Source organism: Leuconostoc falkenbergense, assembly GCF_014634805.1.
GTDB lineage: Bacteria > Bacillota > Bacilli > Lactobacillales > Lactobacillaceae > Leuconostoc > Leuconostoc falkenbergense.
In genome coordinates this window covers 1-22,216 of the sequence record NZ_BMBS01000006.1, presented here as the reverse complement: position 1 = coordinate 22,216, position 22,216 = coordinate 1, and the positions used below count along the sequence as shown (strand labels likewise).

At 40.0% G+C, this 22,216-nt stretch carries 20 protein-coding genes; 2 read left to right on the top strand and 18 right to left on the bottom strand.

All coding sequences use genetic code 11. The features are described from left to right. Positions 1-3: 3 nt before the first annotated feature. From IEU71_RS02275 to gatC, 14 genes are all read right to left on the bottom strand, one after another. Positions 4-1,068 (bottom strand): CdaR family protein, encoded by a 1,065-nt coding sequence (locus IEU71_RS02275; protein WP_004910511.1) that lies wholly within the window; start codon positions 1,066-1,068, stop codon positions 4-6. After that, positions 1,065-1,889: a diadenylate cyclase CdaA gene (cdaA, locus tag IEU71_RS02270; protein WP_004910513.1), complete on the bottom strand. Its 825-nt coding sequence runs from the start codon at positions 1,887-1,889 to the stop codon at positions 1,065-1,067. The genes IEU71_RS02275 and cdaA overlap by 4 nt, the downstream gene beginning before the upstream one ends. A gap of 5 nt (positions 1,890-1,894) precedes the next feature. Further along, positions 1,895-3,988 (bottom strand): Na+/H+ antiporter, encoded by a 2,094-nt coding sequence (locus IEU71_RS02265; protein ID WP_004910515.1) that lies wholly within the window; start codon positions 3,986-3,988, stop codon positions 1,895-1,897. A 3-nt stretch (positions 3,989-3,991) separates the two neighbouring features. After that, entirely contained in the window at positions 3,992-4,870 is an 879-nt protein-coding gene (murB, locus tag IEU71_RS02260) for a UDP-N-acetylmuramate dehydrogenase (protein ID WP_004910518.1), read from the bottom strand. Positions 4,871-5,039: 169 nt separating this feature from the next. Next, positions 5,040-5,279: a CsbD family protein gene (locus tag IEU71_RS02255; RefSeq protein ID WP_004910520.1), complete on the bottom strand. Its 240-nt coding sequence runs from the start codon at positions 5,277-5,279 to the stop codon at positions 5,040-5,042. Positions 5,280-5,309: 30 nt separating this feature from the next. Then, positions 5,310-5,729, bottom strand: a complete 420-nt coding sequence (gene ndk, locus IEU71_RS02250) for a nucleoside-diphosphate kinase (protein WP_004910521.1) — start codon at positions 5,727-5,729, stop codon at positions 5,310-5,312. 60 nt (positions 5,730-5,789) lie between these two features. Beyond that, positions 5,790-6,308, bottom strand: a complete 519-nt coding sequence (locus tag IEU71_RS02245) for a YehS family protein (protein ID WP_004910524.1) — start codon at positions 6,306-6,308, stop codon at positions 5,790-5,792. 12 nt (positions 6,309-6,320) lie between these two features. After that, positions 6,321-8,270, bottom strand: coding sequence for a DNA mismatch repair endonuclease MutL (gene mutL / locus IEU71_RS02240; protein WP_004910525.1), 1,950 nt, complete (start codon positions 8,268-8,270; stop codon positions 6,321-6,323). A 3-nt stretch (positions 8,271-8,273) separates the two neighbouring features. Beyond that, positions 8,274-10,838 (bottom strand): DNA mismatch repair protein MutS, encoded by a 2,565-nt coding sequence (gene mutS / locus IEU71_RS02235; RefSeq protein ID WP_004910527.1) that lies wholly within the window; start codon positions 10,836-10,838, stop codon positions 8,274-8,276. Between the two features lie 116 nt (positions 10,839-10,954). Beyond that, the gene (gene rlmD / locus IEU71_RS02230) at positions 10,955-12,352 is read right to left on the bottom strand and encodes a 23S rRNA (uracil(1939)-C(5))-methyltransferase RlmD (RefSeq protein WP_004910530.1); all 1,398 of its coding nucleotides are present in this window, start codon (positions 12,350-12,352) and stop codon (positions 10,955-10,957) included. Positions 12,353-12,426: 74 nt separating this feature from the next. After that, positions 12,427-13,410 carry a diacylglycerol kinase family lipid kinase gene (locus tag IEU71_RS02225; protein ID WP_004910532.1) on the bottom strand — a complete coding sequence of 328 codons (984 nt, stop codon included), beginning with the start codon at positions 13,408-13,410 and terminating at the stop codon, positions 12,427-12,429. 104 nt (positions 13,411-13,514) lie between these two features. Next, on the bottom strand, positions 13,515-14,954 hold the full coding sequence (gene gatB, locus IEU71_RS02220) for an Asp-tRNA(Asn)/Glu-tRNA(Gln) amidotransferase subunit GatB (RefSeq protein ID WP_036067968.1): 1,440 nt from the start codon (positions 14,952-14,954) through the stop codon (positions 13,515-13,517). 17 nt (positions 14,955-14,971) lie between these two features. Continuing rightward, positions 14,972-16,438: an Asp-tRNA(Asn)/Glu-tRNA(Gln) amidotransferase subunit GatA gene (gene gatA, locus IEU71_RS02215; protein ID WP_004910535.1), complete on the bottom strand. Its 1,467-nt coding sequence runs from the start codon at positions 16,436-16,438 to the stop codon at positions 14,972-14,974. A 2-nt stretch (positions 16,439-16,440) separates the two neighbouring features. Further along, positions 16,441-16,749, bottom strand: a complete 309-nt coding sequence (gene gatC / locus IEU71_RS02210; protein ID WP_004910536.1) for an Asp-tRNA(Asn)/Glu-tRNA(Gln) amidotransferase subunit GatC — start codon at positions 16,747-16,749, stop codon at positions 16,441-16,443. Positions 16,750-16,943: 194 nt separating this feature from the next. On the opposite strand from gatC, the gene rpsO reads away from it, so the two are divergent. Together rpsO and rpsT are read left to right on the top strand one after the other, a co-directional pair. After that, positions 16,944-17,213, top strand: coding sequence for a 30S ribosomal protein S15 (gene rpsO / locus IEU71_RS02205; RefSeq protein ID WP_004902545.1), 270 nt, complete (start codon positions 16,944-16,946; stop codon positions 17,211-17,213). A gap of 49 nt (positions 17,214-17,262) precedes the next feature. Then, the gene (gene rpsT, locus IEU71_RS02200; protein ID WP_004910538.1) at positions 17,263-17,514 is read left to right on the top strand and encodes a 30S ribosomal protein S20; all 252 of its coding nucleotides are present in this window, start codon (positions 17,263-17,265) and stop codon (positions 17,512-17,514) included. A gap of 58 nt (positions 17,515-17,572) precedes the next feature. On the opposite strand, the gene IEU71_RS02195 is transcribed toward rpsT, so the two are convergent. Genes IEU71_RS02195 through holA form a run of 4 tightly spaced genes read right to left on the bottom strand, consistent with a single transcriptional unit; the run spans position 17,573 to position 22,098 of the window. Continuing rightward, positions 17,573-18,940, bottom strand: a complete 1,368-nt coding sequence (locus IEU71_RS02195; RefSeq protein WP_004910540.1) for a DEAD/DEAH box helicase — start codon at positions 18,938-18,940, stop codon at positions 17,573-17,575. After that, positions 18,940-19,920 carry a DHH family phosphoesterase gene (locus IEU71_RS02190; protein ID WP_004910541.1) on the bottom strand — a complete coding sequence of 327 codons (981 nt, stop codon included), beginning with the start codon at positions 19,918-19,920 and terminating at the stop codon, positions 18,940-18,942. The genes IEU71_RS02195 and IEU71_RS02190 overlap by 1 nt, the downstream gene beginning before the upstream one ends. Before the next feature lie 40 nt (positions 19,921-19,960). Next, positions 19,961-21,046: a DNA polymerase IV gene (gene dinB / locus IEU71_RS02185; RefSeq protein ID WP_004910543.1), complete on the bottom strand. Its 1,086-nt coding sequence runs from the start codon at positions 21,044-21,046 to the stop codon at positions 19,961-19,963. Between the two features lie 59 nt (positions 21,047-21,105). Next, positions 21,106-22,098, bottom strand: coding sequence for a DNA polymerase III subunit delta (gene holA / locus IEU71_RS02180; RefSeq protein ID WP_036086276.1), 993 nt, complete (start codon positions 22,096-22,098; stop codon positions 21,106-21,108). Positions 22,099-22,216 lie beyond the last annotated feature (118 nt).

Sequence of the window (22,216 nt, the reverse complement as noted above, 5' to 3'; positions counted from 1 at the left end):
CTTTTATGATGATGAGCTACTTTGACTGCTACTGGCACTAGAACTACTGCTTGATGAGGAAGTGCTGGCGGAATCGGAAGAAGAGCTTGAACTACTACTTGATGATGTGCTGCTATCAGTTGCAGGTGTCACCGTCGCCTGTACTTTGGTCACACTATAATGATCAATTCCTGTTTGATCAGGTAAGTCAACCGACACAGTTGTTTTGCTCGTAATATTAGTCACATCAACCGGAACAGATAACGTGCTAATCGAATTCAGTATATCAGATGCCCCATACGCTGTCACAGTTTTGGGATCAAAAGTGACTGTATAGTTAGCCCCATTGGCATTTTTAAGAGTAGCTGAAAGAGACAATTTTTTACTGTCTTCAGGTCCAACATTTAAAGTAACACTGGCAGAACTAACATCAATGTTAACTTCAACTACTGCACCATTTTTATCACGTGCAACGAGTTTGGCAGACTTAGTAATCGTACTTTTAGTATTATTATCTAACGAGACAGCAGCTTCAACCGATGTCACCGCCTCAACATTAGCTTTAGGTCCTGAAATTTTGACCGATTTGGGATCTACTGATGTCCCACTAACAGCATAACCCGTAGCAATTTTAGTATGATCATAAGTTACTTTGACTGGCACGGTGGCGGTTTTCCGTCGCGCAATTGTGACAGTAATTGTTTGGGGTGTCACAGTTGATGTTAGAGAAGCGTTAACACCGCGAAGTGCTAATTTAACAGTATGTTTACCAACACCTAGCCCTCTTAAATCCGCGCTAGCTTGGATATCGTTACGATTTTGGGCAGCTGCCACCAACGCTATGGAACCTTCAATACCAACCTTCACTGTTGATGGCGCGCCGACCACAACATATTTGTCGGAATTGAATTGTAAATTAAGGGGAACACTCAAAGTTGCTCTTTTTTCAGGGATGAGCGTTGAAAAATTACCTGAGCCACTACCATTCGTTGTTGCGGAACGGGTGCTTAAGACGTAGGCTGATAAAAGAATTGCCATGACCAAAGAGACCACTAAGTTAACAGTTTTTGAATGACCAATCATTTTCATTTTGCTAACCCCCTACCACTCCTTTGCCACCAATGTTTTGCAGCAGCCTCATTAACCGGTGCAATGAACTGGCGCTCAAAGAAATTCATGTAGGCATCACGTGCCATGTGTCGCAATAAATCACCATCTTGTGTAATGGAAATTTCACCAGTCTCTTCAGAAACAACTACCGTAATCGCATCACTTGCCTCACTAATGCCGACGGCAGCACGGTGCCGCGTTCCCAATTCTTTTGGAATACGCGTGCTTTCTGAAAGTGGCAGATAAGCCGCTGCTACGGCAACACGATCATCATCAATGATCACCGCCCCATCATGCAACGGAGTGTTAGGAATAAATGTATTAATCAAGAGTTGGCTGGTAATATAAGCATCTAACTTAATACCAGTTTTAATATATTCATCTAAACTCGTGTCGCGTTTAATCGTGATTAGTGCACCAATTCGACGCTTTGACATATACTGTAAGGCTTCGTCAAGGCTCTTGATAAGTTGCTGTTCCTTGGCATTATCAATATGCTGACGACGCCATGTTAAACGTCGTCCCAAAGTCTCAAGCCCTCGTCGAATTTCTTGCTGGAAAATAACGACCAACGCAATTGGTGCCCACGTAATGAGTTGATCCATCAACCAAGACAAAGTCGTCAAGCCAATATACCAACTCACAACTTTAATTAAAATTACGACACCGACACCAAATAAAATTTGTAGCGCACGCGTGCCTTCAACAAATTGAATTACTTTATAGAGCAGAAACCAAATGATGGCAATATCCACAAGATGCATCAGATTATTCAAAGTAAAATAAGATAAAATATCCATGGTTGTTACTCTTCATCCCTTCCTGCTAAAGCTGCTGTTTCAGCATAGTTAATAAATTGACGAATGTTAATACCCGCCTGACGGGTAATTCTACCTTGTTCATAAAGTTGCTGGATTGTTTCACGCTGAACATTCAACGCTTTAACTTCAAGTTCCATACGATTTTTATCGTCCAAATCGCGCTGCTCAGGGGTATCATCATGCTTTTCATTTTCAATCCGATTGCGATAACCAACAATTAAATTATAAGCAGCTTGCCGTTCCATTCGATGTGAAACAGTATCACCGTTATACTTTTCCATGTATTCAGATAACGCCTTAATTGCTGCTTTAGAAGTCTCTGTGATGGCTAGCGATGTTTCTTGTCTAAACTTGTCAGTTGACTCATCTGAAAGCCAAATTCTAATGCTTCGTAGTCCACGTCTAATCAGAATCAATAACCATTGCGTTGAAATATGATAATGTTGGTCAGAATTAATTAAATTTTCCAGACGATCTAATCGTCTCGTCTGTGCAGAATAAGTAAGCACGGAAATCATTTCATCTGCCAATAACTGCCGCAAACGATCACGCTGTGCCTCTAAAGCCACAAAACGTAGTTCTCGGTCATTTTCAACATTGTGGGATGGATTTTTCTTATCAAGCTGCCGTCTGATTTGTGCCATAGTTTGTTGTTTGCGACTAATCAGCTCGTAAACGATAGTACGATTATCATCATTTTGTTGTTCGCGTAACACTTGTATCCCAATTTGAATCGCAAAAATACGAGCCTGTGCTTCTGTTAAATCAACTTTACTCTTTTTTGGTGCGGTTGGCTCAACTTCAGCAATTTCAGGTTGCGTAAAATCATGAGTTGCCCACTCTTTAGTCACAATCGGAAGCATCACAGTGGCGACTAACAAACTCATAATCACAACAACTGCTGCCACAAAAATGAGCAAATTACGCTGTGGAAATGCACTACCGTCATCAATAACGGACGGCACTGTCAACACCGCTGCCATCGTAACGGCGCCACGCACGCCCGTCAAACCAGACGTGACAGCTGTTCGAAATGAAACACGTCGTTCTCTATGTTGTAAATGGTAAGTAATTTGCGTTCCGTACGCCCAAACCGTCCTGATAGCAAACACAATAAACCAGACAGTAACACCGTAGAAAATTGCCATACCGGTATGTATTTGGGTACTACGAAAAATACTAGTCATAGCAGCTGGTAACTCAATTCCTAATAACACAAAGATTGTGCCATTAAGTAAATAAACAAAAATTTCCCATGTTCGAACGGCTACCACGCTAATTTCTGGGGACCGCGCATTAATATGCTGGTCGCTTAAAATTTTGGACAAGACACCACCAGCTACAACAGCAATAACCCCAGATGAATGAAACACACCTTCTGCAATCCAATAAATAATAAAAGGCATTACTAATGTCACAACAGTGTGAAAAACCACATCATTTAAACCAGCACGATCAAATGAATCTCGTAACCAACTTACAAAACTACCAATCACCAAACCAACAATCAAACCAACGATGGTCATCCAGAAAAAGTTACCAATCGCACTACCAATTAAAAAAGTACCTGCAACAGTGGCTTTAATGGCGGTGTTGAAGCTCACCAAACCGCTGGCATCGTTGATTAGACTTTCCCCAGAAACAACATGCATCACGTTAGCTGGTAATTTGACACGTCTGGCAATAGCTTGCACAGCAACTGGATCAGTTGGTGATACAACTGCCGCTAATGCCAAGGCAACCGATCTAGGAAACTGTGGAATTAATAAATGAATGAAGAAACCACCCACTAACGTAGTCAATAGAACTAATATGATAGCATTGCCCAAAATTGGACCACGTAATTCCCATAATTCCCGTTTTGGGAAGCGCCAAGCATCATTAAACAGCAATGGCGCAATAAATAACAACATAAACCAATGCGAATCGACATCAACATAAATACCAAATGTAAAAGCCAAAAATAACCCAATCACAATTTGGAACAAACTAACTGGGATTTCGGGAATAAAATGAGAGATAACATTTGAAACCGTAACAGCAATAATTAATATAACGATTAATTCTAATATTGCCATGTGTTATCTTTCTCCCATAATTCTAACTTCTGCTTCCAATGTCACACCATATTTATCTCGCACTGTTTGCTGGACAAGCTTAATCAAATCTTCGTAGTCGTTGCCTGTACCATGCGCCACATTGACCATAAATCCTGCGTGTTTCTGCGACACTTCAACACCACCAACTCTGACACCTTGCAAACCGGAATCCATGATTAGCTTCCCAGCAAAGTATCCAGTTGGTCGTTTGAACACCGAACCATTGGATGGATAATTTAGGGGTTGCTTGTTCGCACGCTTAAAATTATTCTCATCCATACGAGCTTTAATCATTTCAGGTTTCCCTGATTGCAGGGTAAATGTTGCTCGTAAGATAATGCCATGATTATCTTGAAAAATCGAGTGGCGGTAATCAAAGTCAATCGCTTCATTACCAAATGTCTTTATCTCGCCACTAGGTAACAAAGCATCTACTGAACTTATGACCATATCAGTTTGCCCACCATACGCACCAGCGTTCATAAATACTGCACCACCAACAGTACCCGGTATTCCTGCTCCCCATTCGAGACCAGTCAGTCCATGTTCAAAAGCCTGTTCAGCGACCCAAATAAGATCTGCACCGGCATCCGCAATAATCACATTATGACTAACCTCAATGTCATGCAGATCGTGCAATAAAATAGTTAATCCACGTAGGCCACCATCTCGAACCACTAAATTTGATAGTCGACCAAACACTTGCACCGGAATTGATTTATTTTTTGCCCAAACGAGTAATTTTTTTAAATCACTTTGTGATTTTGGTACTGCGAGGTAATCAACAACACCTCCGGCTTGCGTATAAGCATAAGGCGCCAGCGATTGTTGTTCTAGTATTTCTATTTGCTCAAAATGCATGTTTTTTTCGTCTCCAAAGGCCATATATACCATTTTACCAAACTTTAAGACATTCTTCGATGGTAGACGGAATTTGTTTACCATATTTTTCAATCATTTTTACGAAATTGATAACATTAATTATTTAATCCATAAAAAAAATCACTTGTTAGAAGTGATTTTCTCTTAATTACTGGGCGTCTTTGTCGTCACTGTCACCCTTGAGGCCTTTAACAAAACCTTTGGCAGCATCAACAGCGTCATGTGCCGTATCGCGTACTTTTTGCACATCATCTTTTGCTTGACCTTTTAGTGACTGTGTCTTTCCTTCAACTTCACGCTCTTTATCACCTGTCAACCGACCTTCAAGTTCTTTTGCTTTACCAATCAATTTATCAGTAGCGTTTTGTAATTTGTTGTCTTCTGCCATGCTTTTTCTCCTTTATTGACAATACTTTAGCTAATCTTCATCAAACCATAGCGCAATTTCACGCTCGGCAGCTTCAACTGAATCAGAACCATGGACAATGTTCATCATCGCTTCAACATCCCATTCACGACCCAAATCACCACGAATCGTTCCCGGTGCGGCCTTTGTTGGGTTAGTCGTTCCCATCAGCGTGCGCCAACCAGCGACGATGTTCGTGCCTTCACCCACCATTGCAATAACCGGTCCAGAGGTCATATAGCGTAACAAAGATGGATAAAATGACTTGCCAACATGTTCGGCATAATGTTGTGCTAACAACGTTTCATCTGGCAATACCATTTTCATTTTGGTAATATGGTAACCTTTATTCTCAATTCGCCGAATAATTTCGCCGATTTTAGCGCGTTTCACACCATCTGGTTTAATCATCATAAATGTTCGTTCAGTCATCGTGAGCTCCTTTGATTAGCTTGTACTTCTATTTTACCTAATAAATAAAGCGGTTACAAGTCAATGCTTTCGGGCAGTTCGCTTGACATCTTCTGGGCGATATGTCATTGCCATGCCCTTCAACAAATTACGCAAGTAACGATCACCAGCCGCCTTGTAATTACGGTGGTCCGGTCGTCGCAATATGGCACTTAATTCACTTTTAGAAATAGTAATGCCAGCCGTCTTCATAAAGCTCATTAAATCATCGCTAGTGTAACCCATTGCAATTTTCAGTTTTTTAATGACCACATTATTAATACGATCATCATTGGTCATATCAAATGTCGGTGGAATTGGCTTCAAATCAGCACCAGTTTTATGACCGCGCTGCGAAATGATTAAACCATTCATAAAAGATTCCAACATTATGATTGAAACTTTTTCATCTCGCTTAGTTTCTGGTGTCTGTTTGGTTAACAAATCATGTAATTGTTGCTCATCAATTGTGACACCGCCCAAATCAAAAATCGTGATCATATCAGCATTTTTGATATTAAGTGCGTACCGCAATCGAATAATAATATCGTTGTTATTCATCATTTCTCCAAATTAGTAGGGATGATTATCATATTCTTCCCAAGCTTCATGCGCGTCTTGAATGCGCTTAAACATTTTTTCCATTTCATTTAATGTGAAACTTGTCAATACTGGACGTCCGTGCGGGCAATTATAAGGGTTCTCTGTCTGCGTCAATGATTGCAAAAGTGTACGTGCCTGCAAATCACTCAGATGCATATTGGCCCGAATTGAACGTTTGCAACTCATCATAATGGCTGTTCGTTCACGAAATTCTGCAACGGTTAAATGACCATCCCTTAAGATCCAGTCTACCATCTCTTTAATCGTATCTTCTTCTTGACCTTTGACAAACCACGTTGGATGTTCACGAATAATCACTGTTGTCGCCCCAAAAGGTTCTAGATGTAATCCAACCTGTTCTAAATCGGCTTCATGATCAGCAATTTTCAACATATCTGCTGCCGAATATGTAATCGTAATGGGTACTAACAAACGTTGCTTATCCTGCCCCACAAGCCCAATTTTTTCTCGATAATATTCATATTTAACACGCTCTTGAGCAGCATGTTGATCAATAAGATACAAGCCTTCACTACTTTGGGCAAATAGAAATGTACCGTGCATTTGTCCAATATAATCTAATTCTGGAAATCCACTTTGGTTTTTGGGCGCGACATCTAGGATTTGTTGGTCAGCAATCATTTTGGCATGATAATTCGGTATCTCTTCGGCAATCTGATTGACTGGTTCATTGTCAAAGGCCGATACCGCGTCTTCATGTTGATACTTATTAGCAAAAGACTTTACTGCTGAATCAGCTAATTGACCTTTATCCGTTACCGACACAACCGCGTCTTCATCTATTGTTGTTGGTGCAACTACTGGTGGCTTTTCACTTGACGTCCACGGTGCTAATTGTTTAGCTTTGGGCGCCGGCTGATGAGTCTCTTGGGGTTTACCATACAAATTTTCATAGGCATCGGGAATTAAATTTTCATCGGCCAGTCGATCTTTAATCGTTTTGATGATTAAATCAGCCAGTTCGGTCTCTTTTGATAATCGTACTTCGGATTTTTGCGGGTGAACGTTAACATCGATTAATAACGGACTAGTACTAACATTAACCACACCCATTGGAAAACGACCAACCATTAATTTAGAACCGTAGCCGCGAATCACAGCGTTTGAAACAGCAAAATTTTTAATGAATCGACCATTTATTAAAATGGTTAAATAATCTCGTGAGCCTCGTGTCAATTCTGGTAGTGAAATGAAGCCAGTCACGTTGAAATCATCATCTTCACCACTGATTTCTATCATTTTTTGCGCAACATCACGACCATAAATAGCAGCAACCACCTGTTGCTGGTTACCATTGCCAGTCGTTTGCAATAAATTCCGACCATCAGCTGTCACAGTGAACGCAATATTGGCATAAGACAAGGCAATACGATTCATAATATCTGCAATCCGCGACATTTCTGTTTGCGGGCGCTTGAGATATTTTAAACGCGCTGGTGTGTTGTAAAATAAATCTCTAACCGTTACCACAGTTCCCCGACGACCATTTGCGGGTGTCGCTGATACTTGCTTCCCGCCCTTGATATGATACATCAGACCAGTGTTTGAAGTCGCAGTGGTTGTATTCAATGTAACGTCTGCAATTGCAGCAATTGATGGTAAGGCTTCACCTCTAAATCCCAAAGACATAATATTAAATAAATCATGGCGATCATTAATTTTGCTCGTTGCATGTCTGGTAAATGCCAGCGGCACATCTTCAGGGTCAATGCCATCACCGTTATCAACGACGCGAATCATTGATTCACCAGCATCTGCCACTAAAATTTCAATTTGAGTGGCACCCGCATCTATGGCATTTTCAACCAGCTCTTTGACAACACTAGCTGGTCTCTCAATCACTTCACCCGCTGCAATTTGGTTGGCTAAAAGATTAGATAATTCATGTATTCGTGCCATTATTTATGACCTCAATTTCTTCAAATCTGCTAACAAATTCAATGCGTCTAGTGGCGTCATTGTGGCAATTGTAATCTGATCTAATTTTGCTAACAACTTTTCAGTGTTCTGATCTACCGCGTCCACATTAAATAGTGCCACCTGTTGACTCGTGGGTTCTTCAATTGCATGTTTAGTTTTACCTTCTTGCTCCAAATCAGCCAAAATGTTGGTCGCATTTGCAATCAATGTTTCGGGTAATCCAGCCAAAGCTGCCACGTGAATTCCGTAGGATTTGTCGGCTGGTCCTGCTTGAATTTGATGTAGAAAATGAAGATTACCTGTTTCATCTTCAACCGCACCAACATGAACATTAACAATGCTTTCGTGTTGATTTGCTAATGCTGTTAGTTCATGATAATGAGTAGAAAAAAGCGTCTTGGCATGGACATGAGCATCCAAATATTCAATAATTGCTTGCGCAAGTGCCATACCATCATAAGTAGCAGTGCCACGACCTAACTCGTCAAATAAAATCAAGGAATGTGCAGTGGCTTCTTGCAACGCCAAATTTGCTTCTGCCATTTCCACCATGAATGTTGATTGCCCCATTGCCATATCATCGTTGGCCCCAATTCGGGTAAAGATTTGATCAAACACCGGCAATATCGCGCTATCTGCGGGTACGAAACTCCCCATTTGTGCTAACATCACAATTAACGCTAATTCTCTCATGTACGTTGATTTTCCGGCCATATTTGGTCCTGTAATTAATTGCATGCTGGTATCTTGATCCAGAAAAACATCGTTAGCAACAAATTCACCAGTAGCTAATAACGATTCGACGACAGGATGACGGCCTTGTTTGATATCAATGACATTGTTATTCGTAAACGTCGGCCGCACAAAACGATGACCATCAGCCACATCTGCTAAGCTTGCTAATACATCTAAACGCGCTACGTGTCGCGCTAAGGTCTGAAGGCGATTGATGTTAGCCTTGACCCGTTCTCGTACCGTGAAAAACAACTCGTATTCGCGCTCCGTTCGCTTGAGCTGAGCCTCATTAATCAGGCTTTCATGTTCTTTTAATTCAGGTGTGACAAAGCGTTCTGCATTTGTCAATGTTTGTCGCCGTTCGTAGCGCCCTTCAGGTAGCTTGGCAACGTTGGCTCGCGACACTTCAATGAAAAAACCAAAATTTTTATTGTATTTCACTTTTAGTGTGTTAATACCCGTTGCAGCACGTTCATCAGTTTCTAACTGTGCTAACCATTGTTGGTTTTCTGTTAAAACACGACGATATTCATCAATCTTCTGGTCAAAGCCTGTGTTAATCAGATCACCCTCACGAACACTAACTGGCGGATCATCAACGATCGCTTCATCAATTAACCCTGCTAAGTCAGCCATTGCATCTAATTCACCACCGGCTGCGCTCAAAATACGATCACCCTCAGCCAAAACTGATTTCATCCCCGGAATAGCAGATAACGATCGCTTCAACTGCACCAATTCACGGGGATTCATTGTTCCCATTGCCGCACGTGCCGCCAACCGTTCCAAATCATAAACTGATTTTAAATGGTCTTGTAGTGCACCACGAACAAAAAAAGCAGATTGAAAGGCCGCAACAACATCTAATCGATGGTTAATGTCATCAACATCACGCAATGGCTTCAGTAACCATTGTTTTAACAATCGCCCGCCCATTGCCGTTTTGGTTTCATCAATCAACCCTAATAGTGAGCCAGATTTTTTATGTGTTCGAGCATTTTCGACTAAATCAAGATTAGTACGTGTGTCTTGATTGAATTTAAGGTAAGCAAGACGCTCGTAACTTTCAGCCGGAACAATGTGTTCGAGATTACGACGTTGTGTATCAAATAAGTAGTTCAACAAAAGTGCTGTAACGCTTGCCTCACTTGCATTGGCTAATCCCTGAGTTAAAAAGCTCACAGTAGCATTCGCTTCAGCCGATTCTTGAGTTGATACTACCAACCCTTCTTCACCTAATTGATTAGCCAGCTGTAAGGTGATTGTTTGTTCATCATTTTTTAACAGCACCACTTCTTTAACTTCAAGAGAACGTAATTCATCAATTACATCACTAAAACGCTTAATCGTTGTTACTTTTAATTCACCAGTTGATAAATCAATATAGCTGAGACTGAAGCGTTTGTCATCTGGCAAAATTGCTGCTAAATAATTATTTTGCTTGTCATTTCCAGCACCTCCAAGCATTTTAGTACCGGGTGTTATCAGTTGGACAACATCACGTTTTACCATGCCTTGTGCAACCGCTGGGTCTTCCATTTGCTCAACAATAGCAACTTTATAGCCTTGGTCTACTAAAATATCAATATAATTTTGTGCGGCATGATGGGGAATGCCAGCCATCGGCACTGGATTTGCAGCATTTTTATTACGTGCCGTCAATGTTAATTCTAATAATTTTGCACCTAAAATGGCATCATCTTCAAACAACTCGTAAAAATCTCCCAAACGATAAAACACGAACGCGTCGGGATATTGCTTTTTGATTTCGTGATACTGTACCATCATTGGTGTGTCAGCGGTTTTGCCCATAATCAATGCCTCTTTTCATACTTATCATTTTACCATACGCTATTTTACAACTTGCTAATAAAAACGTTCACATACACCAAATGATGTCACGTGAACGATTAACCTATCTTGCCAAATTATGATTTTTCACCGCGCTTAAAGACAGTAACACTCTCAATATGCGTGGTCTGTGGAAATTGGTCGAGTGGTTGAATGTCACCATCAATCACGTAACCATTTGCTAAAATTTCGACAGCATCACGCGCCAACGTAGCTGGATTGCAACTGATGTAAACAAACGTTTCAGGTGCCATGGTACTAACTGCTTCAATCAACTCAGAAGTTAGCCCTTTTCGTGGTGGATCAACAAACACAACGTTGGGTTTTAATCCCTCATCTGCCCACTTCTCCATTTGCTCTGGTGCATCGGCTAACACAAACTCAACATTATCAATGTGATTATTATGTGCATTCTTTTCTGCGTCAGCAACAGCACCTTCAATCACTTCAACACCATAAACTTTTTTCACCTGATCAGCAACTGACAAAGTAATGGTTCCAATACCAGAGTAAGCATCAACTACTGTATCTGTGGATTTTAATCCAGCTTTTTTTGCAGCTAATGTATAAAGTACAGATGTTGTCTGTGGGTTCACTTGATAAAATGAATTTGGTCCAATCACAAAATCTTTACCCATTAACTGATCATGAATATCATCCGCGCCCCAGATTGTTTCATTCCAATCACCCATAATCACATTAGTATCATGGTTGTTAATATTGTGAATAAAACTCTTTAGTTCTGGTAACTTTGCTCGTAATTTGTCGGCAATTCCTTCGGCTTCAGGCAAACGTTTGGTATTAGTAACAATAACGACCATCAATTCGTGTGAGTAATAACCACGGCGAGCCATAATGTGCCGGACGACACCTTTTTTGGTATGTTCATCATAAGCAGACAAATTGTAGTCTCGCAAAATATCTCGTGTGACACGAACTGCTTCATCAACTTTTGGATCTTGGATATAAAAATTGTCGACTGGTACAAGCTTATGTGACCCTCGACGATAAAATCCGGTTGTCAGTTGACCATTAATCATTTGCACCGGAACCTGCGCCTTATTACGATAAGCCGTAGGATTGGTCATCCCAATGGTTGGTGCAACAGTAACTGGTACGTTAACCTTTTTGAATAATTGTTCAATTTGATGTTGTTTAAACTTAAGTTGCGCGTCATATTTTAAATTGGCTAATGGTGCAATCCCTGTGGTAATCGCAACTTGATCAACATCGGACATGCGATCAGGTGAGATAGTCACACGTTTGGTAACACGTCCAAATGCATAACTTTTTAAAACTTTTGTAATGATAACACGAACAATTTCACCAGGAATTGCGTCAACAACAAAAATTGGAAAATTATCAATTTTGATGACACCCATTCCTTGATAGGTGATATCAATCACTTCCGCTTCAACTTCTTGGTTCTTACTAACTGGTGCTTTTGTTGGATAAACTCGATTAGCTTTCGCCATGATAATAACTACTTTCTCGCGTCTTTTGATACGCACTTAAATAAAATTGCAACAGGAACACGTTTGCTAAATAATCAATTCTCTAATTTTTCTGCAGCTTCAACAAACTTGCGTTTGGCATCACTAACAACTGTCTCAGACATGCCTGAACGATTAGCCACAAACTCGATATGTTGCTGCAAATCAGTAAATACCATTGGTGCATCTCCACCATATTCACCATCAATATTGACCTTCATTTGTGCATTATTTAATGGCAAAATTTCAACTTTATTGGTCTTTTTGTAAATCAAATTTGGGTTGTTAATATGCTTGCCACCATTGATCATTTGGGCAACCATTTGTAGTATTTGTCCCAAATTGGACTCTTTAATAATGAGTAATGTGAACCGACCATCGTCGAGTTGTGCATCAGGTACAATTGATTCAAATCCACCGACCGAATTGGTTAATGCCAAAAAAATCATGGAAATACTACCAGAATATTCACCGTCGTCATATTGAACCGTCGCATTGACCGGCTTGATGCGAGTCAACAATTCTGCACCTTTGACCAAATAAGCAAGATAACCATACAAAGACTTCATCAATGATGGCACTGCATAAGTCACTTCACTAATGGTCCCCAATGCGGCAATATTCATGAAATATTTGGTTTTGTCATCTTTATCAATTTGACCAATATCCATTTTAATGGTCTCATTTTGTAAAATCACCTTGGCGGCTTCTAGAGGTTCGTCACGAGGTAATTTTAAAGCACGTGCATAATCATTAGTTGTTCCCGCTGGAATGACAGCCATCATAGGGCGTTGCTTCAAAGGTGACAATCCATTAACAACCTCGTTAATCGTGCCGTCACCACCAGCTGCAACAATTAAATCAAAACCTTCTTCGGCAGCCCGCTTAGCTTCTTTAGCAGCACTCATTGGCTCAGGTGTTGTCGCAAAAGCAGATGTTTCGTAACCAGCCTTTTCGTAGACAGATAAAATATCAAGCATTTCACGTTTAATTGCTTCTCGACCAGAAGTTGGATTATAGATAATTCTTGCTCGTTTCATAGTTAAGCATGTTAACCGACATAGTAACGTCAGTCACATGTTTCCTTTCTGAGAAATATATGTACATGAAGCAATGCATTTGCTTCACTAAATTAACAATTGGTTTAGCGTTTGTTTAACTCTGCTAACAACAATTTGTTCAAAACACTAGGATTTGCTTGACCTTTTGACATTTTCATCAATTGACCAATCAAATAACCAGTAGCACGATCTTTTCCACCCTTAAAGTCTTCAATTGATTGTGGATTATTATCCAACACTTCAGTAATCCACGCTAGCAATACATCGGGGTCGCTCAGCTGCACGAGGCCATGTGCTTTTGCGAACGTTTCAGGTTCTTCCCCTGTCATGATTGCTTCAAAAACTTGTTTAGCTTGTTTGGTTGAAATTGTACCATCTTCAATCAATTTCACCATGCCTGCCAAATGTTCAGGTGTCAGCTCTGTATCTTGCAATTCTACTTGGTGTTTGTTCATATACGCATTGACATCACCAATCAAATAATTTGCTGCACGCTTAGGATCGGCACCGGCAGCAATTGTATCATCGTAAAAATTAGCCATTGCGAGTGTCTGTGTCAATACTTCAGCATCATATGGTTCGATACCAAGGTCGTTAACGTAATGATTACGACGATCCCCAGCTGATTTAGGTAGACTCGCTGCAACTTCATCAATCCATGTTTGATCGATAACAACTGGTGACAAATCAGGTTCTGGAAAATAACGGTAATCATCAGCGCCTTCTTTGACACGCATTAAAATCGTTGACTTCGTGGGTTCATCATATCGTCGTGTTTCTTGACGAATTTCACCACCAGCGCGAAGTACTTCAGCTTGACGTTTTTCTTCAAATATCAACGCGTTGCGAACATAGTTAAACGAGTTGATATTTTTCATTTCAACCTTGGTTCCGAAAGTATCTGATCCGTATGGTCGAATTGAGATATTGACATCAGCACGCATTTGCCCTTCTTGCATTTTGGCTTCAGACACCCCTGTGAACAAAACGGCTTGACGTAATTGTTCAAGGTAAGCATATGCCTCTTCTGGTGAGGCAATGTCCGGTTCAGACACAATTTCAATCAACGGTGTGCCTTGACGATTCAAATCGACATACGAATAACCGTCGCTACCGTGCGTGTTTTTACCAGCATCTTCTTCAACGTGCATTTCTTTAATACGAACACGTTTCACTGTACCATCTTCCAATGTCACATCCAAATAGCCATTCGTGCCAATTGGCGTTTGTGATTGTGTTGTCTGATAGGCCTTAGGATTATCAGGGTAAAAATAGTTCTTACGGTCCCAACGAATAAAGGGTGAAACAGTTGCGTGCAAAGCCAATGCCACGCGCATTCCATATTCAAGTGCGCCTTTATTGGCGACCGGTAAAACGCCGGGATAACCAAAATCAATCACATTTGTATTTTCGTTAGGCTCGTCGCCATAATGCACCGGCGAAGGTGACAACAGCTTAGAGTTTGTTTGCATTTCAACGTGGACTTCAAGTCCAATTGTTGTTTCAAAATTTCCAGTTCCCATTTGTGTGCCCCTCCTTTTTAATACTTTTTTGCAATGTCTGGATGCTGATCAAACAAGTGGCTTGCTTGCTCGTAAGCATATCCTGTTTGGTAAACAGTCTCTTCGTCAAACGGCTTACCAATGATTTGCAAACCAACTGGGAGTCCATCAACAAAACCTGCATTGACTGATAACCCTGGCAATCCAGCTAAATTAACCGGAATTGTTAACACATCTGCCAAATACATAGCTGTTGGATCATCGACTTCTTCACCCAATCCATAGGCAACAGTTGGCGCAGTTGGTCCAACGATAACATCATACTTTTCAAAGACTTTGTTAAAATCTTCAATTAATAACGTTCTAATCTTGGCAGCTTTTTTGAAGAAGGCGTCATAAGCACCAGCTGACAGAGAGAAAGTTCCTAACATGATACGGCGCTTCACCTCGTCCCCAAATCCTTCTGAACGTGTTTTAACATATAAATCTTCCAAATTTTTGACATCATCAGCTCGGAAACCATAACGTACACCATCATAGCGCTGTAAGTTAGACGAAGCTTCTGAAGACATAATAATATAATAGGCTGCAACACCATATTTTGTGTGTGGCAGGCTGACTTCATCCACCGTAGCACCTAAAGCTTCCAATTGAGCGATGGCAGCTTTAACCTGCTTTGCCACTTTAGGATCAATACCTTCTCCAAAATATTCTTTTGGTACAGCAATTTTCAAGCCCTTAACATCACCCGTTAATTTCGCCGAAAAGTCAGGTACTTCACGTTGAGATGCTGTTGAATCGTGCGCATCAAAACCAGCAATTGCACTCAAAACAGTAGCATTGTCCTTAACCGTTCGTGTGAAAGGACCAATTTGGTCCAACGATGATGCCATTGCAAACAATCCCCAACGTGATACACGACCATAAGTTGGTTTCATGCCAACAATACCATTAAAGGCAGCTGGCTGGCGAATTGAACCACCAGTGTCAGAGCCTAAAGCAAATGGTACTTGTCCACCCGCAACAGCAGATGCAGAACCACCTGATGAACCACCAGGCACCTTACTGTGGTCCCATGCGTTCGTCGTTTTTTTGTAATAAGAAGTTTCCGTTGAGCCACCCATCGCAAACTCATCCATATTAGTTTTACCAACTGAAACCGCACCACTATTGGATAACTTTTCAACCACTGTGGCATTATAGATTGGTTTAAAGCCTTCTAAAATATGTGAAGCCCCCGTTGTTTGAATGCCTTTTGTAGCTAAGTTATCTTTTAACCCAACTGGAATGCCCGTCAACACATTGTCAAAATTACCTTTTTCGTCAATTAATTTTGCTTGTGCTAACGCCTCATCAGGGTTAGTTGAAATAAACGCTTGTAATTGTTCGTCCGTGTTGGCAATATTGTCAATCGTGGCTTCAGTCAGTTCCGTTGCCGTGATTTCTCTATTAACCAACTGATTATGCAATGATGCTAAATCATGCTCAAAATAATTAAATGTCATATTTACTCACCCTCGCCATCTAGAATTGCTGGAACTTTAATTAATCCAGCTGCTGCCAAAGGCGCATTATCCAATAGTTCTTGCTTTTGTCCCCAATTATCTGCGACATCATCTCGCAAATGATTGACTGTCTCGGTTACAGAATAAGTTGGATCGACATTATCCGTACCAACTTCGCTCAAGGTATCAAAAATATTTAAAATGTCACTCAATTGTGTTGTAAATTGATCTAGTTCTGCGTCGTTAAACGCTAATTTTGCTAGACCGGCAACATGAGCAACTTCGTCACGTGTTATTGTTGTTTCAGCCATGTGTGAGATAGTTCCTTCCAAATTTATATACTGTATTATTTTACCATACTCTATCAGGTCATTGCCCTTGCATTTCAAGACATTTCATGTATAATTGAATACGTTGTATAAACAACACGACCAAATACTTTGTTTGACGTCTCACCGTCGTTTTACACAGTTTTTGGTGACATTTTAGAAAGGTGGATATGATTATGGCCCTTACACAAGAACGTAAGAACGAAATCATTAAGGAATATGCCCGCCACGAAGGCGATACAGGTTCAGCAGAAGTACAAATCGCAGTTTTGACTGCTGATATTAACGAGTTGAACGTACACATGGCAGCTCACAAACATGATTTCCACTCACAACGTGGTTTGATGAAGAAAATTGGTAGTCGTCGTAACTTATTACGTTACCTCCGCAATACTGATATTCAACGTTATCGTGAATTAATCCAACGCTTAGGCTTGCGTCGTTAATCTTCGGATTACTTGAAAGCCTCGTATCAAATTTAAGGAGAAAAGACATATGCCTGTTATTGAATCAGCAATTCAACGTGTTCGTCTTACGAAAAAGCAACATGATCGTAACGAACCCCAAATCAGTGCTTACCGTACAGCTGTTAAAAAGTTTGAAAAAGCTTCAGTTGCCGGAGCAGATAATTTGGCAGAACTATATAAGGCTGCTTCTTCAGCAATTGATCACGCCTACTCAAAAGGTTTGATTAAGAAGAACAAGGCTTCACGTGAAAAGTCACGTCTAGCTAAGTACGTTAAGTAATTAACAACCAGTCAAAAAAGACATGACATTATTCAATGTCATGTCTTTTTTACTTTGTTTAACGTGCATCCCCACGCTTTTTATTGGCTTTGCGTGTTGCACGCATTTCTTGACGCTGTGCAATACGCCGATCCATTTGATCTTGACGCTTGATTGCATTTTTAATACGTCTTTTATAACCAGGCTTAACTATTTTTTTCTTTTTCTTAACCATGCCAACCATAGTTGGATCTAATTTCTTTGTGGTTGCAACACGTTGCGTACGGGCACGACGGTCTTTCACGTCAACAATTTCATTGTCTTTAATTTGTTTTGCTTTAAAGTCGATGCCAAGTGACTCCAACTCCGCTACTTCATCTTCTTCATCTGGACCATATAATGTGATTGCCAAACCAGGCAATCCATTTCGACCAGTACGACCAACGCGATGGACGAAAAATTCTAGTTCATCTGGAATATCATCATTAATGACATGCGACACACCTTCGATATCAATGCCACGAGCTGCCAAATCAGTAGCTACAACATACTGATACTCTAAATTTTGAATGGCTTTCATTACACGGCGACGTTCACGTGGTTCGATATCACCATGAATTTCAGCTATTTTCAAACCGTGTCCACGCAAATAACTTGCAATTTCCTTTGCGCGCTCTTTCGTGTTTGCAAACACTAATGCCAAATATGGATTACCTACCGTGAGAACTTGCAACAATACATCATTTTTATCTTTTGATTTTGTCGCTAATAACCAATTATCTATTGTATCAGCAATTACTGTCGAAACCGGGATAGCTTCAAAATGTGGATTGTCGAGATACTTTTTTAAAAATGGTTTTAGTTTTTCTGGCATTGTCGCACTAAAAACGAGTGTTTGCAATGATTCTGGCATTGCACCCGCAATATAATCAACCTCACTCAAAAAACCCATATCAAGCGTCATGTCTGCTTCATCAACAACTAAAGTATGAACCGCGTGTAACTTTAATGCACCTGATTCAACCAAATCTTTAATACGACCGGGTGTCCCAATCACAATTTGTGGCTGTTGATGTTCTAAATGCTTAATTTGCCGTTGTTTATCAGTACCGCCCACAAATTCAGAAATGGTAATATCCGGATCAAACTGTTCAGCAAATGTTTTTGTTGCTTGTGTAATTTGAGCTGCTAATTCACGCGAAGGTGTCGTAATCACAGCTTGAACATATTTTTGTTTCTGTTCCAATGCGTTGAGAATTGGAATCAAAAATGTATGTGTTTTACCAGAACCTGTTTGTGATTGTCCAACAACATCACGTCCTTGCAACACGTCAGGTATTAACTTTGCCTGAACTGGCGTTGGTTCGTAAAACCCAATCGCACTTAATGCTGTAATAATTTCGGGTTTTAAATTAAATTGTCCAAATTGGTTTGCTTTTTCAGCCATCAATCTTCCTTTTCTACACCATATTTTTCTATAAGCGCATTATCTAAAATTTTCACTAATCGCGTAATATCATTTTTATCCTGAGCCCATGCACCAGAGGCCATTGGATGTCCACCACCATCAAATTGATTAGCGATTTGATTAATTACAATCGTTTTTGATCTTAAACGTACTCGGAAATTGCCTTCATCTTGTTCCTCAAAAATTGCCCAAGCCTTCACGCGGTCAATTTTTGAAGGTAGTGGTACGACAAAAGCTGTCCCTGACTCTTGCAAATTAAATTTTTTAACCAATTCTTTAGTCATGACAATATAAGCAAAACCTGAAGGCAAAATGGTCAAATTTTGTAATAAATAACCAGACAACTTTGCAGCATTTTCGGAAATCGTCTCCATGTGATGATGAACAGTCTCATAGTCAAAATGATATTTAAATAACTCGGATACAACGCGGAACGTTTCAGAATCCATGCCGTACATAAAGCGACCAGTATCACCAACAATGCCAATATATAATAATCTGGCCGCTTCTTTTGTCATTACAAGTCCTTGGTCCTTTAGCAACTCGTAGAACTCATAAATCATCGTGCTTGTAGCAGAATGACCTTCCTTAACCCATTGCCAATCACCATACTGATCATCATTTGGATGATGATCAATTTTGATAATTTCCAAACCATTGGGCCAACGTTGATCATCAACACGCGGCGCATTTGCTGTATCCGTAACAATCACCAAAGCTTTATTATAAGCGGCATCAGGAATTGTATCCATAAAAGGCTCAGTTTCACTCATCCAAGCCAATCCTGGCACAGATTTTCCAACAGCATATATCTTTTTTTCAGGAAAACTGGCTTGTAATATAGCTTTCAGGCCTAATTGTGAACCAAAGGCATCGGGATCTGGTCGTTGATGCCGATGAATAATAATGGTTTCGTAACGTTTAATTTGTTCTAATATTTGCTCTTCAATACTTGCCATGTCTATTCTTTCTCAAATACTATTTCCTACAATTGTATCATTAAAATAGCGACATTTCCTCAAAAGTCGCAGATTGTAAATTACTCATTGAAACCCCCAGCAATCGAACTGAAAAGTCGGGACCAATATTGTCATCAAACATTGTTTGTGCAGCCATGACAAGTGTTGCTTCATTCAGTGTCCAAGGATCATCTTGCGTAATGGCACGTGTTATCGTGTTAAACTGCTCATCTCTAATTTTGATATTCAAAGTACGGCCAACAATTTTTTGACGATTCATGCTCATAACTAAGCTATTTACTAACTTTTTAAATTCAATTTGAACGGCATTAGTTTCACGCAAGGCACGGTCAAAAGTTTCTTCTTTACCAACCGATTGTCGCTGTCTTTGCCATTCAACTGCACCAAAATGCACGCCGCGTGCCTGCCAATATAAATGTTCGCCCATTTTACCAAATTCAGTTTTGAGTTCTTCGCGTGACATCTGACGTAACTCCAAACCATTTGTAATGCCTAATTTGTCGAACTTCTCTTTCGTTTTTTTACCAACGCCACGGAAAGCACTTATGGATAAACAGTCTAAAAATTGCAATTGATTTTCATGATTAATTACGGTGACACCATTAGGTTTATTGTATTCTGACCCTAATTTGGCTAATAACTTATTATGAGAAACCCCAATAGAACTTGTTAAATGTGTTTCTTTTAATATCTGGTGCCTTATTTCAGCAGCCAAAGTTGCACCGCTTAAAACATTTGACGTTACATCCAAATAAGCTTCATCAAATGCAACAGGTTCAACCTTATTGGTAAAACGCCGAAAGATATCATGGATTTGTGCGGAAACGACTTTATATTTTGTAAAATTTGGTGAGAGGAATATACCATTGGGTGCTAAACGCTTGGCTTCAAAAGCACTCATTGCAGAGTGAATTCCCAATTGACGTGCAGCATAGTTTGCAGTAGCAACAACACCATGCCCGTTATTTTGAGTCGGATCTCTTGCAATGATTAAGGGTTTGAAACGCAATTCTGGCTGATCTCTCATTTCAATTTGTGCATAGAACGCATCCAAATCAACATGCAATATTTTGCGTTTATCAATTGTTGTCAAGAACTCTACCATGACTATATTTTATCATGGGAACACTTGTTCTTGCAGCTTATTTAGTACAATCTTTATGCTTAGTTCAACACAAAACGTTCAAACAAAATTTCTGGGTCTTGTTGTGTCGATTTCAAGAGTCTTTCCATATTTAGCATACCTAAATAACCCGAGCGTATATTTGTTAATTGGTGATTTTTTAAGATTTGCTTTGCTAATTTAACACGGTAAGGGTGTACTTTGAGTTGTGAGGCAATCGTTGCCTCATTGCCAGACAAACCAGCGACCTGCAATAATAATCGAAATTGACCAATTAATACAGCGTTGATACGTAAAGGTATTTCATTATTTTGTAACAGCTCCCGATATATTGTAACCGCTGCTTTTTGTTGATTTTTTATGACTGCCTCGACTAATGTAAAAGCCGTTGCAGTTAACGTATTTGGCACAAGACTGCTAACCGCCTGTAAATCTATTTTTTTAGTCTTATTGGCATACGCTATTAGCTTAGGTAATTCATTTTGCATATCAGAATAATGGGCATTGGTTCGCATGACAAGTTCATTAAGTGCATCTGGCATAATTTGATAATCACGCTGAGTTAATTCAGCCACGACTGCTTGTTTTGATTGCCGCTCATCTAGGACAGGTAATTCAACCAATTCAGACGTTTTCAGTAATGATTTTGTTATTTTTTTTCGTTTATCCAACTTAATGTTATTTGCAAAAAAAACAACAATGTTCTCCGACAAAGGCTTCTCAAGGAGTTGCAATAATAGGTCACTGTCATGATCAGATATTTTTCCTGTTGCTGTTAAAAACAATAGTTTACTCACAATAATAACACGACGTTCACCAAAAAAAGGCGCCGACATCGCGTCATTGATAACCATATCGAGTGGTTGATCAGATAAATCAAATTGTGAATAATTCATATCGCGATCTTCAGGTGCTACCAATTGTTTAAAAGCAAAAGCCGTCCTGCGTAACAGAATTTCTTCTTCTCCTGTGACAACATAGAAATTTGCCATAGCGTTATTGTCAATTTGTTGTTGCAGCTGCTTAAAATTCATGCGGTAATTTCACCTTAAAATATCCTTTTTCACCTTTATAAATATGGTAGATTGCAAGAATTAACCGAACACTGCAAACTGCTGAAAAACCTTTCGTGGTGATTGCCAGTTGAGTGTT

What these genes read in the sequence shown, in the direction of transcription:
- gatB (WP_036067968.1), bottom strand. Translation starts at nt 14,954, where the DNA reads ATGGGAACTGGAAATTTTGAAACAACAATTGGACTTGAAGTCCACGTT.
- IEU71_RS02275 (WP_004910511.1), bottom strand. Translation starts at nt 1,068, where the DNA reads ATGAAAATGATTGGTCATTCAAAAACTGTTAACTTAGTGGTCTCTTTG.
- IEU71_RS02195 (WP_004910540.1), bottom strand. Translation starts at nt 18,940, where the DNA reads ATGGCTGAAAAAGCAAACCAATTTGGACAATTTAATTTAAAACCCGAA.
- rpsT (WP_004910538.1), top strand. Translation starts at nt 17,263, where the DNA reads ATGCCTGTTATTGAATCAGCAATTCAACGTGTTCGTCTTACGAAAAAG.
- dinB (WP_004910543.1), bottom strand. Translation starts at nt 21,046, where the DNA reads ATGGTAGAGTTCTTGACAACAATTGATAAACGCAAAATATTGCATGTT.
- holA (WP_036086276.1), bottom strand. Translation starts at nt 22,098, where the DNA reads ATGAATTTTAAGCAGCTGCAACAACAAATTGACAATAACGCTATGGCA.
- IEU71_RS02190 (WP_004910541.1), bottom strand. Translation starts at nt 19,920, where the DNA reads ATGGCAAGTATTGAAGAGCAAATATTAGAACAAATTAAACGTTACGAA.
- ndk (WP_004910521.1), bottom strand. Translation starts at nt 5,729, where the DNA reads ATGACTGAACGAACATTTATGATGATTAAACCAGATGGTGTGAAACGC.
- cdaA (WP_004910513.1), bottom strand. Translation starts at nt 1,889, where the DNA reads ATGGATATTTTATCTTATTTTACTTTGAATAATCTGATGCATCTTGTG.
- IEU71_RS02255 (WP_004910520.1), bottom strand. Translation starts at nt 5,279, where the DNA reads ATGGCAGAAGACAACAAATTACAAAACGCTACTGATAAATTGATTGGT.
- IEU71_RS02265 (WP_004910515.1), bottom strand. Translation starts at nt 3,988, where the DNA reads ATGGCAATATTAGAATTAATCGTTATATTAATTATTGCTGTTACGGTT.
- IEU71_RS02245 (WP_004910524.1), bottom strand. Translation starts at nt 6,308, where the DNA reads ATGAATAACAACGATATTATTATTCGATTGCGGTACGCACTTAATATC.
- murB (WP_004910518.1), bottom strand. Translation starts at nt 4,870, where the DNA reads ATGCATTTTGAGCAAATAGAAATACTAGAACAACAATCGCTGGCGCCT.
- mutS (WP_004910527.1), bottom strand. Translation starts at nt 10,838, where the DNA reads ATGGGCAAAACCGCTGACACACCAATGATGGTACAGTATCACGAAATC.
- IEU71_RS02225 (WP_004910532.1), bottom strand. Translation starts at nt 13,410, where the DNA reads ATGAAACGAGCAAGAATTATCTATAATCCAACTTCTGGTCGAGAAGCA.
- gatC (WP_004910536.1), bottom strand. Translation starts at nt 16,749, where the DNA reads ATGGCTGAAACAACAATAACACGTGACGAAGTTGCTCATGTTGCCGGT.
- mutL (WP_004910525.1), bottom strand. Translation starts at nt 8,270, where the DNA reads ATGGCACGAATACATGAATTATCTAATCTTTTAGCCAACCAAATTGCA.
- rlmD (WP_004910530.1), bottom strand. Translation starts at nt 12,352, where the DNA reads ATGGCGAAAGCTAATCGAGTTTATCCAACAAAAGCACCAGTTAGTAAG.
- gatA (WP_004910535.1), bottom strand. Translation starts at nt 16,438, where the DNA reads ATGACATTTAATTATTTTGAGCATGATTTAGCATCATTGCATAATCAG.
- rpsO (WP_004902545.1), top strand. Translation starts at nt 16,944, where the DNA reads ATGGCCCTTACACAAGAACGTAAGAACGAAATCATTAAGGAATATGCC.